Genomic DNA, 19593 nt, shown 5'->3' with positions numbered 1-19593 from the left:
ATCCTTTGTTAATATGAATATCTTTTAAAACACCCGATTAGTATGTCAATTTGACTCCGACAGAGAATATGCGTGAAACCGGATACTTCAAGGCATCCCAACCGCCGGTTTCCGGGTCCATTCCTGAATAGTTCGTGATCGTGAAGAGGTTCTCACCGCTAAGGTAAACCGACATCATGCTGTTGCGTTCTTGCAGGTGAGCGCATTTCCGGATAACATCACTCAAGTCATAGGATACGGTGAAGTTCTTCAAACGTAAGTAAGAAGCATTCTCCAGATACCAATCAGACGGTGTGCTAAAGTTGCTATTCGGGTCGTTTTTCGATAAGCGTGGAATATTCGACCCTGTATTCGACGGACTCCAAGCGTTCATGATCTCTTTTGAGCGGTTGAAGTTTCCTTCTACATCGCTTAAGGCCATATATTTACCTACATATAAAGCTTGTGCTCCACCTACGCCTTGGAACATAGCGCTTACGGAAAGCTTCTTCCAAGTGAATCCTCCGGAGAATGAGAATGTAGTTTTAGGTGTAGCGCTACCGCAGTATTGACGGTCTTCATCATTGATGACTCCATCACCATTGGCATCGACGAATTTCAAATCGCCGGCTACAGCGTCCGGTTGGATTCGTTTTCCGTCTTTGTTTACATAAGCGGCTGCATCCGCATCGCTTTGAAAAATGCCGTCAGTCTTGATCAGATAGAAAGAGGCCAGCGGTTCTCCTTCGGCTGTTTGATACATATATGGAAGGTTACGATAACTTCCATCGAAATATGCATCATTTTTGGTGATACCTGTCCAAACGCCCGGGGTTCCGTCTGCGTTCTTTACCCCAATATCAGAAACCCAGTTCTTTAGATAAGAGAAGTTTCCGGAAACGAAGTACGACCAATCTTTATTTACTTGTTGGTTCCAATTGATTTGTGCCTCGAAACCTCGGTTGCGGACTTCACCTTGATTGACTAACATGGCATCGATACCGATCGTTCCCGGCCAGTTCATCGTTTGCGACTGGATCAAGTTGAACGTGCGTTTGTCGAAATAGTCGAATGCCATGCTCAAGCGATTGTCGAACATGTTCACATCTAGGCCTAAGTCCCATTGCTCGGAAGTTTCCCATGTTAAGTTGGGATTTAATGCGGTAGAGTTATAGACGAAGTTTCCCCAAATCTTGTTCGATTCTACGCCGTACTGTGCCTGCTCCGACCAATAATTCTTACCTAATAAAGCTGATTTGTAATTGTAACCGATAGATCCTAGATTACCGACACGTCCCCAAGAAGCACGGATCTTCAATAAATTCAGTGTCTCGCTTTTCGGGAAGAAAGATTCATTAGAGATTTTCCATCCGGCTGTTACGGCAGGGAAGTCGCCATAGTTATTATCTTTAGGTAGACGGCCTGCGTAATCACGACGCCAAGAGGCTGTAACGAAGTAACGATCGTTGAAGGAATAAGCCAGACGGGCGATCAAGGATACGTTTGCGTCAGGACCGGTCAAATAATCGGTAGCGGAAACGGAATTCGCATAGGATAGATATTGTAAATAATCGGATTCGTCAGATAAATCTTTTCCATTAACCTCTAGCCCTCGCTTGCTGTAATGATCGGCCGTAGTGGATAGTAAGACACCCACGGTGTGCATGTCATTAAACGTATTGTCGTAAGTCAATGTGTTTTCCGTTTTCCATGCGTCTGCACGGTAAGTCGTTTCATCCAGATTATTTGTCAAGGAGGGTTTTCCCACCTCGTCACGGATCGGACTGAAGTTCTTATATAGATTATTCTTCAGGTTGTAAGTGAAACGGCTCGTGAACTTTAAGCCGGTAACGATATTCGCTAGTTCCAGACTGGTCGTACTCCAGATGTCGCTGGTTCGGTCATAGCGGTTTTCCGCTTCCAGCAAGCGAACCGGATTGACAGCGTCTCCGTGGATATCTGCGAAATTGGAGCCATATTTGGCGATGTAATCCGGGTCTTCGGTCGTTGTTCCACCGTAAGTACCATCCAGCGGATTGTAAACCGTAGCGCTGGCAGGCATATACATAGCCGCCGCGACAACTCCCGTATAACCACTGTCGGTATCTTTTGAACGGCTTTCGTTGTTCTTCCAAACCACGTCTTCGGTGATGGTCACCCATTTATTCAATTTGAATTTACCGTTGTAACGAAGTGAAAGGTTCTTGTTGAAAGTATTGATCAATACACCTTCATCGTTATCGTAAGCAAATGAAACACGGTTGGAGGCATTCTCGGAACCAACATTCAAGGCTACGTTATGGCGTTGGTAGAAAGCGGTGCGGAAGATCTCGTCCATCCAGTTGGTACGTGTGGTACCTACCCATGGGTTCTTGGTCAAATCCCAACCGGTCGGCAATGTAAGCCCCGCGTTTGCGTAAGACAGTTTTCGCATCTCGAGTTGCTCTTCCGCATTTAACGGCTCGATTACGTTGCTAGCTTTACGAACACCGAAAGTCGCGTCATAGCTCAACGAGGTCTTGCCCTCTTTCGCCTTCTTGGTGGTTACCAAGATAACACCGCCGGCTCCGGATTGCGCTCCATAGATAGCGGCAGAGGCAGCATCTTTTAAGACGACAATCGTCTCGATATCATTCATAGAGGCGATGGGTGCGCCGGGAACACCGTCAACAACCCATAATACGTTATCGCCATTCTGTGAGCCCTGTCCACGAATCACGATCGAGGGTGTAGCCGTCGGGTCTCCACCGTTCGCTTGTACGGTAACACCCGCTAACTGCCCTTGCAACATACTTTCGGTAGAGGTAACCGGACGGGCCACCAAGTCTTCCGTGTTGTTCAGCACGCCCACGGAAGCGGAGAGATCTTGTTTGCGTTGCCCCGCTCCATAACCGAGTACGACTACCTCATCCAATTTCTGCGTATCTTCTTCTAGGATGATGTTGAAGGTCGTTTTCCCGTTTATCGGGATACTTTGCGTCATATAACCGATATAACTGATCTCTAAGGTAGCGTTTTCCGGAACTTCCAGTAGGAAATCTCCATCGAGCCCGGTGATTACTCCGTTTGTCGTCCCTTTTACGATCACGTTCGCGCCAATTACAGGAATCCCCGCCTGGTCTTTGACGATACCGGAAATCTGTTTCGTACTTTGTTGGTAGATGCTGGGACTCGGAAGTTCTAAGCCCGATGATTGCCCGAAGACGGGAGAAGCTTGAGCGGTTTGGGTACCTGCCACTATGCCACATAAAGACATCCCTACGCATAGATGCTTGACAGGGATGAAATCATAAAGCCGTTGTTTCATGTTTGCGTATTTTAGTGTTTATCTAAATCTGCCGCAAAAGTAGGCGTAATATGTGCGAGTATAGTGGAAGGTCTTATGAAGTGTTTGTGAATAAAATGTTGCAAAGCTGTTGCAGCCTTACTGCAACGCACGTGCAGTGTTACTGCGACAGGCGTGCAGTAACATTGCAATGTGGGTTGCAGTAATCAGAAATCAAAGTATCGTTTAGCGTTGTTGTAACTGATGTCCTCCACCATCTGTCCAATGAAGGAAAACTCGGAGGCGGGCAATAAGCCTTTCTCTATCTCATTGCCTAGCATATTACAAAGGATCCGGCGGAAATACTCATGACGGGGATATGACAGGAAGCTACGGGAATCTGTCAGCATACCGACGAAACGGCTTAAAAGCCCGAGGCTGGAAAGCGCATTTAATTGATCTTCCATACCTTTGATCTGATCGAGGAACCACCAAGCCGCTCCATATTGCATCTTCCCGGGTACACTGCCGTCGTTGAAATTGTAGGCATTGGCTACCATCAACTCGGTGTCGCGGGGGTTCAGGTTGTAAACGATCGTTTTCGCTAACAGCCCTTCTTGATCTAAACGGCTGAAAAAGCGGTTCATGGATACGGAGATCGGCTGATCGTCGATAGCGTCGAAACCCGTGTCCGGTCCTAATAACTTGAACATCCGTTTGTTATTATTTCGGTTAGCGCCGATATGGAATTGTTGTACCCATCCACTCCGGGCATCCATCGCCGCCAATTCGTATAGCAATGCCGAACGGTATTTGCGAACTTCCTGCTCCGTGAGCGATTTGCCCATACGAGCCTTGAGGAAGATCACCTCAATCTCCTGCTCGGTATAAGGTTCGGCATAGAATGTATCCAACCCGTGGTCCGATAACCGGCACCCTTGGGCGGCGAAGAAATCATGTCGTTTTTGTAAAGCCTCCAATAAATGCTTGTAGGTGAGGATGGTCTTATCGGCAGCCTCCTCCAGCTTGGACAAATAGTCATTAAGCGCCTTGAAATTATCGATAGTGAGTACCTTGTCCGGTCGCCATGCCGGATATACACGAGTGTGGCATCCGTTTGAACGTATTTTTTGATGGTATTCCAAGGAATCTATAGGATCGTCGGTCGTACAAACGATCTCTACGTTCATCCGTTTCATGATGGCTTGCGCACGATACTCGGGGGTACGTAGTTTATCCGTACAAGTTGTGTAGATTTCCTTGGCGGAAGCCGGATTCAAGACTTTATGGATTCCGAATATACGGCTAAGCTCCAGATGCGTCCAATGATAAAGCGGATTTCGCATCGTGTAAGGCATCGTCTCGGCCCATTTAAGGAATTTCTCGTAAGGAGATTTATCTCCGGTGATATATTCCTCGGGAATACCGTTCGCTCTCATCGCCCGCCATTTGTAATGGTCTCCGCCCAGCCATATCTCCGTAAGATCCTCGAATTGGTGATTCTCCGCTATTTGCCGGGGATCCAGATGGCAATGGTAATCAATGATGGGCATCTTCGCCGCATGCTCGTGATATAACTCACGGGCCGTGTCGGTCTGGAGCAAGAAATCTTGATCTAAAAAGCTTTTCATACTTGGCGATACTTTTGAATGATAGATAAGGCGTTGCGGCATAAATCGGTAATGGATTGCCAATCGTTTCCCGCTATCGCTTCTTTGGGGAAGAGTTTGGACCCCATTCCTACGCAGGTCACGCCGGCCTTGAACCAAGCGGATAGATTCTCCTCTGTCGGCTCCACGGCACCGGTCGCCATGATTAGGGTCCATGGCATGGGCGCCTTTATGTTCTTGACAAATGAGGGACCTCCTACATTTCCGGCGGGGAATATCTTGCAAAGGTCGCAACCTGTTTCTTGGGCAAAGCCGATCTCGGATACGGAACCGCAGCCGGGCGTATAAGGGATGAGGCGACGGTTACATATCTTCGCTATCTCCGGGTTAAACAGCGGACCGACTACGAAGTTTGCCCCTAGCTGTATGAATAAGGCGGCTGTGGCCGGGTCTACGATAGAACCTACGCCCAATACTAATTCCGGACATTCCTTGGCGGCGTATTTTACCAGCTCGCCAAATACCTCGTGGGCGAAATCTCCCCGGTTAGTAAACTCGAAGGCTCTGACGCCTCCCTCGTAACAGGCTTTTACAACTTGTTTTGCGATCTCTACCTCTTTATTATAATAGACGGGCACCATTCCGGTTTGGATGATAGCCTGTAATGTTTGTATTTTATTGAATCGAGCCATATTGGGAATTAAAAATTGAAAGTTGAGAATTGAAAATTAGCGGGAGACACGGCCGGAGGTGTCGCCGGACATGAGTTTTTCTACTTCCTCTACGGTTACTTGATTGAAGTCTCCGTAGATCGTGTGTTTCAGGCAGGAAGCCGCTACCGCAAAGTCCAAGGCTTTCTGGTCGTCACCGGGGTAGGAGAGCAAACCGTAAATAAGGCCTCCCATAAAAGAATCGCCTCCACCTACACGATCTACGATATGGGTGATGTCATACCGGCGGGATTCGTACAACCGGTTGTCGGCGTATAGCACTCCGCCCCATGTGTTATGATTGGCATTGATGGAGCCTCTTAGCGTGATGATAACTTTCCGGGCACGTGGGAAGCGAGCCATTAATTGGGTACATACCGACTGGAAAGAAGCGGCGTGTACCTCGCCTTCCGTGGCGGCAGCGTCGAAACCTTCGGGCTTGATACCGAAGACTTTCTCGGCATCTTCCTCGTTTCCTAGGATGATATCGCATCCGGCTACTAGTTCCGGCATGACCTCATGGGCTGTCTTACCGTATTTCCAGAGATTTTTCCGGTAGTTGAGGTCGCAGGATACCGTGATGCCCAATCGGTTTGCCGCCTGTATCGCTTCCAAGCATACGTTGGCGGCACCTTCGGATATGGCTGGCGTGATACCTGTCCAGTGAAACCAAGAGGCATCTTTGAATACCTCGTCCCAATCGATCATCCCCGGTTGGATCTCGGCGATGGAAGAATGAGCCCGGTCATATACCACCTTGCTGGCACGAGCGACCGCTCCGGTCTCCAGAAAATAAATGCCTAACCGTTCCCCTCCGTAAATGATCTTGGATGTTCCGATACCCTGTTTGCGTAATTCCATAACGCAGGCACGGGCGATGTCATTTTTGGGTAAACGGGTTACAAACTCAGTCTCTATGCCATAGTTGGCGAGTGAGGCGGCGACATTCGCTTCCCCTCCGCCAAAAGTAGCGTTGAACTGATTGGCTTGGCAAAAGCGTAAATAGTCCGGAGTAGCCAGCCTAAGCATGATCTCTCCGAAAGTTATGACTTTCTTACTCATGGTGGTATAGTATTATGTTTTTCGCAAATGTAAGGGTTTATTTCGAATAATGTATAGCGTGTGTGCGAAAACATAGGCTTTTTTATTCCACCACCCACCGCTCAATGTTTCGTGTCTCGGAAGAAAAGTTTACACCGATCTTGAAAACCTTGCGTCCATCGTTGGCGAAAGGCAGGGCGTATCGTTTCTCGTCGATTTGCCGCAGGGCATCTTCCGCAGAGCCATTCAACTTAAACTCCATGATGTATATGTAACGATCGGTCTGTACGACGAGGTCGATACGACCGTTTGAGGTGTGGTATTCCACCTTGGCGTAAAGCCCGATCAGTCGGAAGACAATGAAAAGTACATTTTGGTAATGCAACTCCGTGTCTCGTTCCGGCTTTTGGCCAGCGATCACCTCGTAAGGGGTGTCGGCGAAGAAGCTTTGCAAGCGACGGAAGAAAGCGTCGTAATCACCATTCTCCACCTCCCGGACAAAACGCCCGATTTCGAAAGGAGTCTTTGGGGCGCTAACACTGGTGTAGAAAGGAAGCAGGTATTTGACAAAGCCTTCTTCTACCTCTAAATTGGGAAATCCTAGTTTATAGATACCAAAGCGAGAATCATAATCCTTGATCGTAAGGTAGCCGCTTTGGTAAATGACAGGGACAGGATTGCTAGAGGTTGAGTCGATACTATTCAGCACATCGGCATCGGTTTCGGTATTTGCCAGCTCATAGAGGTCGTAATGGGTGTGCTTGAGTAACTCTACTAAATAAGAAGGTGTTCCGGTCTCGAACCAATAATCCTCAGGCCGCATATATTTAAAGGTATTCAGCAGGCTGAAAGGGTTATAGATACCCGGTACGTTGGCTACGAAATGATAGCCGTCGTAACGCTTTTTCAGCAAGGAGCGTGTTTCATCATAGGTCAGTTCGAGGGAGGAGGCCAGTTTATGGATATCTCCGTCGAAATAAGTTAGTAACTCTGCTTCCGTAATCCCGCAAATCGCGGCGTATGGCTCTCGCATAGATATATCGTCCAAGTTATTTAGGTCGCTGAATACGCTCACTTTCCCGAACTTCGTGACACCAGTTAGAAATGCCAGCCGGATATATCCGTCCATGGTTTTCAATACACCGTAGAACGCCTTTAATATCGCACGATATGCCTCTTGAAGCTCTGCGTTCTCTAGGGCTTGGAGTAAAGGCTTGTTGTACTCGTCTACCAGCACGACAACTCTTCGTCCTGTTTTCTCATAAGCTCGGCGTATCACACCGGTGAAACGATCGGAAGGTGTGGTCTCCCTGTCATCCTTCCCCCACCGGTCTTCCCAAAGATTCAAGAAACGCCGTAGTATGCTTTCCAAGGCGCCTGCGTCTGAGTATTTCTCGGCATTCAAATCCAGATGCAGGATGGGATACTCCATCCACTCTTTCTCCAGATTCGCGATCGCCAATCCTTCGAATAGCTCTTTCTTCCCTTGGAAATAGGCTTCCAGAGTAGAGAGTAACAGGCTTTTCCCGAAACGTCGGGGACGGCTGAGGAAGTAGTAACTTCCGGTATTCGCCAATTGATAAACCAAAGCGGTCTTGTCGACGTAGAGATAGCCGTCCTTACGAATCTTCTCGAAGTTCTGTATACCGATGGGATAAATAGTCTGGTTCATAGTACCAAGTATTTAATGTGACCTATTGACAAAGATACGATAAGTTTCTTGATTTAGGATATAGAGTCCGGAAAAACAAAAAAGCCGCTAGTCCCAATATGGATGCGGCTTTTTTTGCTCCTCAATGAAACAATCTCACGATTCCCCCCTTGCAAAGACTTGTTAACCTTAGATCTAAAATACTATGAAAAAAACTCGATGCAAATATAAGGGGTTTTATAATATGCGTCAATAGTATTTGTAACATTTTATTGTAAAAATATCGCAAATAGGTTTCAATTTGATATATATCAAGCTTGTTATTCTAGAATTCCGTACTTTTTAGGAATATTATTCATAATTTCGAATAATTCGTTAACAGTCTCCGCACGTAGCATGGCGATCCGTGTTTGCTTGAAATCGGTAATACCTTTGAAGAGCGGAGTAGCTGCCAGATGACGGCGAATATGTAAGATTCCCCTACGCTCGTCCAATCGTTCCACGCTTTGCTCCACTTGTTTTTTTAGGATATCCAGATACCAAGAGAAAGGCTCTTGCGGCAATAATTCCCCGGTCGTAAGATAGTGTTTTACCTCCCGGAAGATCCAAGGGCGGCCTATGCTAGCCCTACCGATCATTACGGCGTCTACGCCATAGTCCTCGAAACGCTGCTTGCATATCTCGGCGGAAGTCACGTCGCCATTCCCGATGATAGGGATTTGCATGCGAGGGTTATTTTTTACGGCACCGATCAAGGTCCAATCCGCCTCGCCCGTGTACATTTGCGCCCGTGTACGTCCGTGGATGGAGAGGGCGGCGATACCGCAATCCTGTAGTTGCTCGGCCAGATCCACGATAACACGGTTGTCGGCATCCCATCCTAAACGGGTTTTCACGGTGACGGGGATGTTCACGGCTTTCACTACTTCTTTCGTGATTTCCAGCATCAACGGGATATTGCGTAGCATACCGGCCCCGGCTCCCTTGCCTGCTACTTTCTTTACGGGGCAACCAAAGTTTATGTCTAAAATATCCGGACGAGCTTCCTCGCAAATACGTGCGGCCTCTACCATCGAGGCTACGTCCTTACCGTAAATCTGGATAGCGACCGGACGCTCATCATCGGAGACATTTAGTTTTTGCTGTGTTTTGTTCACACTGCGGATCAACGCGTCGCTCGATACGAACTCCGTATATACCATGTCCGCCCCGAAGCTTTTGCACATCAAACGAAACGAGATATCCGTCACGTCCTCCATAGGCGCCAAGAATACCGGACGCTCCCCTAAATCTATTGAACCAATCTTCATACCTTCTGTTTGCTAACTAAATAGAGATTACAAAAGTACTTCTTTTTGGGGAATAATTTTTACATCTCGTAAGATGATCGGTGGATGGAACAGGCGTTTTTAATAATCCGGATCATTTATGATATATTGATAGAGCTCGGATTGCCCCGCTTTATTTAGGATCTTGTGCTTCTCCAACTGGAACTATTCTTTCATGATGGGATGGAGGGTTTGTGCTTATAAGAAATCTTCTCAAATATTATTCGTACCTTTGCTACCGTAATATTAAAATATATAACCTTGAAAGAGAAGGATTTTGAAATAATGGCGCCTGTCGGTTCCTATGAATCGTTGATGGCTGCTATACAAGGAGGGGCCGACTCCATTTATTTCGGTATCGAGGGATTGAATATGCGTTCTCGCTCGTCGAATAATTTCACGACGGAGGATTTGCGTAAGATCGTCGCTATTTGCGGGGAACATGGTATCAAGAGTTATCTCACGGTTAATACGGTTATTTATGGTGAGGATCTTCCGTTGATGAGGGAGATCATAGACGCCGCTAAGGATGCGGGTGTTTCCGCCATTATCGCCGCCGATGTGGCCGCTATGAATTACGCGAATAGTATCGGGCAAGAGGTGCACTTATCCACGCAGTTGAATATCTCGAACGTGGAGGCGTTGAAGTTTTACGCCCGCTTCGCCGATGTGGTCGTATTGGCTCGCGAATTGAACTTAAAGCAGGTGCATGAGATTTATCAGGAGATCGTGAAGCAGCAGATCAAAGGCCCGAAAGGGGAATTGATCCGCATAGAGATGTTCGCTCACGGGGCTTTGTGCATGGCCGTGTCCGGTAAATGCTATTTGAGTTTGCATGAGATGAACGCTTCCGCCAACCGGGGGGCTTGCATGCAAATTTGTCGTCGTGCCTATACGGTGCATGACAAGGATAGCCAGATCGAGCTGGATGTGGAGAATCAGTATATCATGTCGCCGAAAGACTTGAAGACGATTCATTTCATGAATAAGATGATGGATGCCGGCGTACGTGTGTTCAAGCTGGAGGGGCGTGCCCGCGGGCCGGAGTATGTGCGTCTCGTGACCGAATGTTATAAAGAGGCGGTCAAGGCCTATTGCGAAGGTACCTTCGATGAGGAGAAGGTAGCGGTTTGGGACGAGCGTCTGCGCAGGGTCTTTAATCGCGGTTTCTGGGATGGCTACTATCTGGGACAACGATTGGGTGAATGGAGCAGTAAATATGGCTCTGGTGCTACCCGTAAGAAAGTGTACGTGGCACGGGGTATCAAATACTTCAGCGGAATCGGTGTCGCCGAGTTTGAGATGGAGTCCGGTTCCTTGAGAGTAGGCGATGAGATCTTGGTAACAGGTCCCACGACCGGAGCCGTTATGCAGACCGTCGATGAGATCCGGGTAGACCTGAAACCGGTGGAGGAGACCGTGAAAGGGGAACGCTTCTCGATAAAGATGTCCGAGAAGATCCGCCCGTCCGATCGTCTTTATAAAATGGAGAAAGTACAAATCGAAAAAGAACTACGATAATGAAGGAATATATTTTTAAACTGACAGACAAGGTTCGCGATTATGAGTGCGATTTGCAAGGCGTGGTGAATAACTCCAATTACCAACATTATATGGAGCATACCCGGCATGAGTTTCTGGAGTCGTTGGGTGAGAACTTCGGCGCCATGCATGAGAAGGGCATCGATGCTTTTGTGGCCCGTGTGGATATCCAGTTCAAGAACTCCTTGCGGAGCGGCGATCGGTATACTTCTTGCCTGAATGTATATAAGAAAGGGGTGAAACTGGTGTTCGAGCAAGATATTTACCGGGAATCCGATGGGGCGCTGGCTACTAAAGGAGTCGTGGAATCCGTTGTCGTAGAGAATGGCAAATTAACCAGAGGAGAATATTTCGATGAGATGCTAAAGCGAATAGAATCAAAACAAGCATAAATGACAGACAAACAGATTTACCAAATTGGCCTTACTATGATTAATGGGGTGGGAGATATCCTAGCCCGCCATCTTCTGGAAGCGTTGGGAGATGCGGAGGCCGTGTTTACGGAAAAGCGCCAGTCGCTAGAGAAGATATCGGGTATCGGCGATTCGATTATCGCCGAGATTAAGCGGGCGGATGTGCTTTTACGGGCAGAGAAAGAATTGGCTTTTGCCCAAAAGAACGGTATCTCTATCTATTTCTTGAAAGATATGAATTATCCGGAACGTCTGCGGGAATGCCCGGACGCTCCGGTTTTATTTTATTTCAAGGGGAACGCGGATTTAAACGCCGCCCATATCATCAGCGTTGTGGGTACTCGTAGGGCCTCCGCTTATGGGCAGGAAGTGACCGAGCGTTTATTGCGGGATTTGTCCGTGATTTTCCCGGATCTATTGGTCGTTAGCGGACTCGCATATGGCATCGATATTTGCGCTCATCGGAATGCGTTGAAGAACCAATTGCCCACGGTGGGCGTATTGGCGCATGGTTTGGATCGTATCTATCCTCCCGTGCATCGCTCTACGGCGGTCGAGATGTTGGAGAGGGGAGGTTTATTGACCGACTTCCCTAGCGGGACGAATCCGGATCGGCAGAACTTTATCCGGCGAAACCGGATCGTAGCCGGTCTGGCGGATGCCACGATCGTTATTGAATCGGCGGAGAAAGGAGGCTCTTTGATCACGGCGGATATCGCTTTCTCGTATGGCCGGGATGTCTATGCCTTTCCGGGCCGGGTAACGGATATCAACTCTAAAGGATGTAATGGCTTAATCCGGCAGAATAAAGGAGGCTTGATCACTTGCGCTGACGATTTAATCATGGCGATGCGTTGGGATGTCGCTCAAAAGACAGACGCGTTACCGGTCCAAACCCAATTATTATTTCCTGAGAACGAGGAGAGTGAACGGATCTTGTCGTTCTTGGAAATGCGAAAGGAATCTCATATCAATGAATTGTCCGTAGCCTTGAATCTTCCGGTACATCAATTATCTTCTCTGCTCTTTGAGTTGGAATTGGATGGAAAGATAAAATCGATGCCGGGAAGCATCTATAAACGAATGAAACCCCTATAAATAATTAAAGCCTGTCTCACGACAAGCCCTAACCAAACTTTGTTAACCTTAAATCTAATACTATTATGAAAAAACCACAATGCAAAGATAAGCTTGTAAAGCCCCTTTGTCAAGGGTTTTGAGTATAACTTGTGTTAAACAACATGTCTGCCCGGTATAAAAAATGTTTTTGAATTTGAAACTATACAGAATAGGCATAAAATCTTCTAAAATTAACAGTTTGGATGTTGTTTGTAATCCTTGATCTTCACAGTGCTTGTATATATGGAGGAGGTTTATCCATACTAAAAAATCCTTGTAAGCGAACTTACAAGGATTTCTGGATTTGTGCGGCTGAAGGGACTCGAACCCCCACGCCGTGAAGCATCAGATCCTAAGTCTGACGTGGCTACCAATTACACCACAGCCGCATTGGAATCGTGTGCAAAGGTAATGCTTTTTTATAAACTTGCAAATATTTGCGTTGTTTTTTTAGCGAAACCTTATTTCTTCTCGGTCTCGGACAAGAGGTGGGTGATCGCCGCCTCGATAATCGTATCTTTACCTTTCTCGATATCTTCTTGGGTCATAGAAACCTTATATGTAGGATCGATACCGAATTCCGTATGCTGTTTGTTTACATCTAGCATGGGAGACGCGGAGAAACGGACACCCCAGCCGTTGGGCAACTCGGAGTTAAAGGGGAAGCCACTACCGCCTCCGGTGCGATCTCCCATCGTCGTTACATAAGGCATCATGCGTACTTTCTGCACAAAATCGTTGGCGGCGCTGTAGCAATGACGATTCGTTAAGACCACAACAGGGCGTAACCAGCGGATACGCTCGGAAGGTGAGAGATAAAGGGGATAAGGTTCGGAAAAGTCATCGTGCCCTTTACCCGTCTTATGTTGGATATAGCCGGTCAGTATCTTTTCCTCCAAGAAACGGGAAGCGATGCGATCGGCGTTTGATAACATGCCACCGCCATTATCCCGGATATCGAAGATCAAACCTTTGCAATCCTTGAATTGATAGAATATGTGATCCAAACCGCTTTCGCCGGCCGAACTGGAAAAGCTACCGTAGTAAATATACCCGATCTGCCCGTCACTCAATGTCGTGTATTTAAGTCCTCCGGCGATCGAGTAGTTCCTTCCGAGATAATTCTCTTGTATGTCCGAGTCGAAATTATCCGGATAATCGAGATACCAATCCCAATAGCGGGACATATTGAAGGTGGATATCAAATTGGTATGCCCGTCTTTCAGCTCGTTTAGCATATCGCCTAATACGTCAAATAGGACGTATTGGTTCATCGTATCGCTTATCTGCGTCTTATAACGGTCGTGAATCTCGTTCCAATCAATGTCCTTGTATTCGAAGAAGCAGTAATTCTCATCCAATATTTTCCAAAGCGCCTCAAAGTTCTCCTGTGGGGAGGCCACGTATTCGTCCGATTTCTCACATCCGGTAAACAGGAATCCGAGAGATATACATATATATATAAGGTATCGTTTCATTTGATTTCCTTTTAATAATAAGCGCTTCTGAACCGCTGGGTATTCTTTAGGCGTTTTCCTCCGAAAGAGATGAATTCTTTCACGAGGCCGATCATAAAAGAGTGAGAGATTATATGAGACTGTATCCCATTGATATCCGTACGGTAAGAGCTGTTTAGGTAACCTGCCCGTATCGTAAAATTACAAACCGGGAAATCGACCGTGAAAAAGTTCTTCATGGCGAATTTATTATGGAAGGAATTGAATTGCACCACTCCCGAAGCATTCCCTAGGTTGAAGATCTCGTAATACGATTGCCCGTAATGGGGGGAGAATAAAACACCGGCGAAGGGGATCGTGAACTGGTAGCGCAGCGTCATAGGATATTCCTTGACGCGTAACTTATAGATCGCCATGGCGGAGATGTTCAAATCGATATCCGCTTTCGCCGAGGCCGGGTTATTTCCGTTGCGGGTATTGTATATAAAACCACCCATGCCATGCACGGCACCACCCGCCAGAAGCTTTAAATCCGGCAATACCGTGGGCAAATGATAATGGTAACCCAACGTATAATCGATAAAGCCCGCGAAATCCGTAGCGGTAGAGGCAGCATTATCCGTGCTAGCCAGATCGACGCTTATGGTTTGCTGTCTGGATACCCGATAGTTTGCCAGCCGGACCCTCTTCATCCGTTCATTCATTACCCGTAATCCGGGGCCTGTATATTTCTTATCTTCCATGCTGGGAGATAAATAGGTGTCCATTAGGTTGTAGCTGCCTATACCGACCATGGTCCCGCTGTTGATAGACCAAGGGATCTCGTCTCCATCGGACTGGGCCTTGGCCGATGACGCGAGAAACAGCAGGAACAAACCAATCAAACAGGTGATAGCTTTCATAGGTTATTCGTCAAACAATTTCATCTGTCCCGTGATTTCATCGATAATATCCGTGGTACTCTGCCCGTCGTCAGTGTCGTTTCCCTCCTCATTGCCTTCGGTATCGTCTGATTCCGATGCGTTTTCGGAAGGGACGAAACGATTCGGTTCCAGCTCATTGATTGTCTCGACCTCAAATGTAGAGATTCGTTTACCTTTGGCTTTGAAGCCTTTCACCGCGATAAATTCGTCGGCATCGAGGACGAGAGCCTCCCGGAAGGCGTCGTGGCCTCCGAAGATCACCTCGATACGAGGATAGACCTCATCCGTAAGCAACATCAAGCGGTTCTTCGGATTCTCTCCTAGGAAATTCTGCTTCCGGGTGTTTACCTCCAGCAGGAATCGTTTGATATAATAATATTTCTGATCCGCGTCGTATAATACGGCAGTCCATATCTTGCTCGGCTGGTATTTCTCGATGACCATGATATTGGACTCGTAGTGATTGCTAAGGTCAAAATTCGTGACGTAGAAATCGCCGTTCGGCAGGATCACCAATATCTGATCGTTGCTGTGGAACTCGCCTAGTTCTTCTCCCCGCCCATCGTAATTTAACCGGAGTACGTCCCAGTCGAACCATACTTCCCGGCCTCCCAAGGTGGAAGAGCCTTTCTGCTTGAGGCTGATCTTGTGCACTTCCGCTTTCGTCAGGATATTACCTTGAGAACCCCGTCCCTTAATGGCTATCTCGCTGAAGTTCTTTTCGAAGACGAGTAGTTTCTGCCGGGGTTTGGGTTTCAGGATTACCTTGACGGTCTCCGCCTCTCCGTTCGGGTTTGCGCTGAAGTAAAGGACACGGGAGTTTTCCGTACCTTTGGTCAGGTCGTATTCCCGATCGCGTGTAGCGCCTGTGACGGCGAAGCGTTTGATGTAATTATATCCGAACTTACCGTCCCGGTATATGACGTTGTAAATCGTCCGGTTGTCGTTACGCTTAAATACGTTGACATATAGAATATCCTTACCGATAAAGATCTTATCCGCTACCTTGACGATCTTATAAGTACCGTTGCGATAGAAGATGATGACATCGTCTATATCCGAGCAGTTACATATGAACTCGTCCTTTTTCAGTCCCATGCCGATGAAACCTTCTTGACGGTTGATATACAATTTCTCGTTCGCCTCTACGACCTTGGTCGCCTCGATCGTGTCGAAATTGCGTATCACGGTATGGCGAGGGTAAGCCTTGCCGTATTTCTCTTTCAGCATGGTAAACCAATCGATGGTATAGTCGACGATATGTTCCAGCTTATCGTTGATCTTGGCGATTTGTTCCAAGGTCTGGGCGATGAACTCGTTACTCTTGTCGGAGTTGAACTTTAGGATACGTCCCATTTTGATCTCCATGAGCTTCAGGATATCGTCCCGGGTAACCTCACGGATAAATCGGGGCTTGAACGGCTCTAAACGAAGGTCGATATGGGATATCGCCTCGTCCATGTTCTTGGCGTTCTCGAACTCCGGATCTTTATAGATGCGCTCCTCGATAAATATCTTTTCAAGGGAGGCGAAGAACAGGGCCTCCTCTTGCTCTTGTTTCTGGATCTTGAGCTCTTCCCGTAAAAGCTCCAGCGTACGATCCGTAGAGTGGCGAAGCACATCGCTGACCGTAAGGAAATGCGGCTTGTCCTCCTTGATCACGCAACAGTTCGGGGAGATACTGATCTCACAATCCGTAAAGGCGTATAAAGCATCGATGGTCTTGTCTGAAGAGACCCCCGGAGCGAGATGCACCAAGATCTCTACATCCTTGGCGGTATTATCGTCTACCTTCTTGATCTTGATCTTTCCTTTATCGTTCGCTTTTAGGATGGACTCGATCACGGTAGAGGTTGTTTTTCCATACGGGATCTCCGAGATCACCAATGTCTTATTATCGAGCTTGCCGATTTTCGCACGGACTTTCACCGATCCACCCCGTTCTCCATCATTATATTTGGCTATGTCGATAGAGCCTCCTGTCTGGAAATCCGGGTATAACGCGAATTCCTCTCCCCGTAGATAGGCGATGGAAGCATCTAATAACTCATTGAAATTATGAGGGAGTATCTTGGAAGACAGGCCTACGGCGATACCTTCCACGCCCTGTGCCAGCAATAAAGGGAATTTTACCGGTAAGGTAACCGGTTCCTTATTACGTCCGTCGTAAGAAAGCTGCCAAAGGGTTGTCTTGGGATTGAATACGGTCTCCAAGGCAAACTTGGAAAGGCGAGCCTCTATATAACGAGGAGCGGCGGCTCCGTCTCCCGTCAGGATATTACCCCAGTTTCCTTGGCAATCGATCAATAGATCCTTTTGTCCCAATTGCACCAAGGCATCTCCGATAGAGGCGTCTCCGTGAGGGTGGAACTGCATCGTATGACCTACGATATTCGCAACCTTGTTATACCGCCCGTCATCCAACCTCCTCATGGAGTGCAGGATACGTCGTTGTACGGGTTTCAGTCCATCGTTGATATGCGGAACGGCCCGTTCCAAGATCACATAAGAAGCGTAGTCTAGGAACCAGTTTTGGTACATCCCAGACAAATGATAGGTCGTGACACGTGTATCCCCTTTCCCCGGGACTTTATAGTCGGAATGGGTATTCGCCTCTTCCTCCGTAGCCTCGTTATCTTGGGTATCACTATTTATATCCTCAATTTCCTCGTTTTCCTTATCCTCGATATAATCGTCTTCTTTATCTTCCGGTCTCATAAAATCCAGTTCTTTCTACACAACGCTATTACGCCAAATTGCTAACAGGGTGTAAATATAGCAAATATTCGGCAGTTTTTATAAGAATGAGGCTTTTACGAGAGTGAGTTTGCGTTAAATAAAGAGATTTTATAAAATAAATATTTAGGTGGTAGGGGTTTTTCAGAATCTTTTGTCTTATCAATAACAATTGATATTTACATATAAAAGAATATGATATGAAGAAGCTGATTTTATTTGTGTTATGCGCTTTGAGCGGCTTGGTGGTGAGCGCTCAATCACGCTGGGGGATTACTCCGGAGGGTGGATTTGCTGCGGTTAATCGTGTTGGAATGGGATCTAGCTGGCGTGCGGGGGTTAAGGTAGGCGTTGGTGTATCTTACCAGTTTGAACCGGGATGGATTGGATTGAAATCCGGTTTATATTATGCGAATAGAGGGTATTCGTTGGGAGATTATCCGAGAACGACGGAGTCTGCTACGTATGTCTTGAAAGAGATGATGACCGGTGGTATCACGCAACATTTTTTGCAATTGCCCGTGATGGCTGATTTCTCATGGAAAGTGTCGAAAGAGGTACGTATGCATTTAGCGGTCGGTATGTATGCCGGTGTATCTGTCAAGAATGATACGAATTGGGGATCTTCGTTTACGATGGGGTATTCGAAGGAGCCGCAGGCGCTTGGTAAATATGTCAAATCTACTGGCCTAGGGTATAGTTATGGTTATGGCCATTCGGGATATGATGAGGCTGAAAGCGCCGATCATCCATTTCGAGACGTGAATTCTTTTGATTGGGGATTGACAACTTCTTTTGGTATAGAGGTGAATAACTGGGTGATGAATCTGGGGTATGATCTCTCTCTAGGTGATGAGGGCGGTAACTATAAGATCGATGGCGATAATTTCTCTCTGTATGAAGTAAGAAGTGTCGGTGCCAATTACAATACGATGAGTCTGACGGTTGGGTATAAGTTCAAGCTTTAACGGCAAATCACTCATAGGATACGAATCTGACGAATATTCGGTGTCTTTTGGCGTAAGAAGTTTACTTCAACAGAAACCTAGATTAGACGTATCATAATTTGTCTACGCTTCATTATAAGTATGATGAACAAGGCCGGAAAATAAAGGGGATTACTGAATATCCGGTTATTGGCAAGAGCAAGGTGACAGTCTTTTCTTATAAGAATAATCTTCTGGAACGGAAAGTTGAGTACGACGAACTCGGCCGGAAGCTTACTTATACGGACTATGAGTACGATGAGACAGGGTTGTTGACAAAAGAAACGATTCGTGATCCCGAAACGTCCGAGGTTCTCCGATATAGCGAGTACCGCAATGAGAACGGATTGAACATGGAGATCATGGTTTATACTTCTCTCCCGACAGAGAAGAAACCCATAGAGCTTCGTCGGATCACGAAGTCCTATGATCAGAATGGCAATCTGCATCAATTAGTCTCTGAAGAATTGGCTTCTTCTAGCTCCCAGTCGAGTTTCTCGGAGTCCTATGAGTATATTTGAAGGCGTTCGTGATGACTTTATTCGATATAGAATGTCATCACGAATGTTTTTTCCTTCGTATAGGGTGCCTATTCGTCCAATCCTTGTTCGTTCGGATTTCCGGTCTTCATGAAATACCCTTATACAATAAGACCCCTTCCGTAGTTGTTCTCACTCCTTGTACTTTTCCTCCGGTAATTTGAAAATTCTTTTAGTTCTTATGGTTTTCTATATTTGCCATAAATATAACAAAAAATGCAGAGCGTAGCGTAGGGATTAAAAGCAAAAGTGGGTTTTGTCTTATGCTGATATAGGTAGACACATTCAATAACA

General features: G+C 46.8%; 14 protein-coding genes and 1 tRNA gene. 5 read left to right on the top strand and 10 right to left on the bottom strand.

Annotation, left to right across the window (positions count from 1 at the left end; all coding sequences use genetic code 11):
• Positions 1-37: 37 nt before the first annotated feature.
• From DW205_RS20005 to dusB, 6 genes are all read right to left on the bottom strand, one after another.
• On the bottom strand, positions 38-3286 hold the full coding sequence (locus DW205_RS20005) for a TonB-dependent receptor (protein ID WP_005863443.1): 3249 nt from the start codon (positions 3284-3286) through the stop codon (positions 38-40).
• A gap of 185 nt (positions 3287-3471) precedes the next feature.
• Positions 3472-4875 (bottom strand): glucuronate isomerase, encoded by a 1404-nt coding sequence (gene uxaC / locus DW205_RS20000; RefSeq protein ID WP_005863439.1) that lies wholly within the window; start codon positions 4873-4875, stop codon positions 3472-3474.
• Positions 4872-5546 (bottom strand): bifunctional 4-hydroxy-2-oxoglutarate aldolase/2-dehydro-3-deoxy-phosphogluconate aldolase, encoded by a 675-nt coding sequence (locus tag DW205_RS19995; RefSeq protein ID WP_005863437.1) that lies wholly within the window; start codon positions 5544-5546, stop codon positions 4872-4874. Before DW205_RS19995 ends, uxaC begins: the two co-directional genes overlap by 4 nt.
• 36 nt (positions 5547-5582) lie before the next feature.
• Positions 5583-6626 (bottom strand): sugar kinase, encoded by a 1044-nt coding sequence (locus DW205_RS19990; RefSeq protein WP_005863435.1) that lies wholly within the window; start codon positions 6624-6626, stop codon positions 5583-5585.
• Between the two features lie 82 nt (positions 6627-6708).
• On the bottom strand, positions 6709-8277 hold the full coding sequence (locus DW205_RS19985; RefSeq protein WP_005863434.1) for an ATP-binding protein: 1569 nt from the start codon (positions 8275-8277) through the stop codon (positions 6709-6711).
• A gap of 299 nt (positions 8278-8576) precedes the next feature.
• Positions 8577-9566, bottom strand: a complete 990-nt coding sequence (gene dusB / locus DW205_RS19980; RefSeq protein WP_005863431.1) for a tRNA dihydrouridine synthase DusB — start codon at positions 9564-9566, stop codon at positions 8577-8579.
• Positions 9567-9845: 279 nt separating this feature from the next.
• Here dusB and DW205_RS19970 point away from each other — a divergent pair, with 279 nt between their 5' ends.
• The 3 genes from DW205_RS19970 to dprA are packed head-to-tail and all read left to right on the top strand — an operon-like array spanning position 9846 to position 12637.
• Complete coding sequence (locus DW205_RS19970; protein ID WP_005863429.1) at positions 9846-11105, top strand: peptidase U32 family protein; 1260 nt, start codon at positions 9846-9848, stop codon at positions 11103-11105.
• The gene (locus DW205_RS19965; protein WP_005860009.1) at positions 11105-11518 is read left to right on the top strand and encodes a thioesterase family protein; all 414 of its coding nucleotides are present in this window, start codon (positions 11105-11107) and stop codon (positions 11516-11518) included. Before DW205_RS19970 ends, DW205_RS19965 begins: the two co-directional genes overlap by 1 nt.
• The gene (gene dprA / locus DW205_RS19960; protein WP_005860007.1) at positions 11519-12637 is read left to right on the top strand and encodes a DNA-processing protein DprA; all 1119 of its coding nucleotides are present in this window, start codon (positions 11519-11521) and stop codon (positions 12635-12637) included.
• Positions 12638-12965: 328 nt separating this feature from the next.
• Here the strand turns inward: dprA and DW205_RS19955 are convergent.
• The 4 genes from DW205_RS19955 to DW205_RS19940 all read right to left on the bottom strand — a co-directional run bounded on the left by DW205_RS19955 (position 12966) and on the right by DW205_RS19940 (position 17756).
• Positions 12966-13047, bottom strand: a tRNA-Leu gene (locus DW205_RS19955).
• 72 nt (positions 13048-13119) lie between these two features.
• A complete protein-coding gene (locus DW205_RS19950) occupies positions 13120-14136 on the bottom strand; it encodes a S41 family peptidase (RefSeq protein ID WP_005863425.1) in 1017 nt (338 codons plus the stop codon).
• A gap of 11 nt (positions 14137-14147) precedes the next feature.
• Positions 14148-15017: a DUF3316 domain-containing protein gene (locus DW205_RS19945; protein WP_005863423.1), complete on the bottom strand. Its 870-nt coding sequence runs from the start codon at positions 15015-15017 to the stop codon at positions 14148-14150.
• A 3-nt stretch (positions 15018-15020) separates the two neighbouring features.
• The gene (locus DW205_RS19940; RefSeq protein ID WP_005863421.1) at positions 15021-17756 is read right to left on the bottom strand and encodes a DNA gyrase/topoisomerase IV subunit A; all 2736 of its coding nucleotides are present in this window, start codon (positions 17754-17756) and stop codon (positions 15021-15023) included.
• 218 nt (positions 17757-17974) lie between these two features.
• Here DW205_RS19940 and DW205_RS19935 point away from each other — a divergent pair, with 218 nt between their 5' ends.
• Together DW205_RS19935 and DW205_RS19930 are read left to right on the top strand one after the other, a co-directional pair.
• On the top strand, positions 17975-18742 hold the full coding sequence (locus DW205_RS19935) for a porin family protein (protein ID WP_005863419.1): 768 nt from the start codon (positions 17975-17977) through the stop codon (positions 18740-18742).
• Between the two features lie 98 nt (positions 18743-18840).
• On the top strand, positions 18841-19281 hold the full coding sequence (locus DW205_RS19930; RefSeq protein ID WP_005859997.1) for a hypothetical protein: 441 nt from the start codon (positions 18841-18843) through the stop codon (positions 19279-19281).
• The last annotated feature ends 312 nt before the right edge of the window (positions 19282-19593 follow it).

The organism is Parabacteroides sp. AM17-47 (genome assembly GCF_003434625.1).
Lineage (GTDB): Bacteria > Bacteroidota > Bacteroidia > Bacteroidales > Tannerellaceae > Parabacteroides > Parabacteroides distasonis.
The sequence above is the reverse complement of the archived record's forward strand: the minus strand, read 5'-3'. Positions and strand labels throughout refer to the sequence as shown.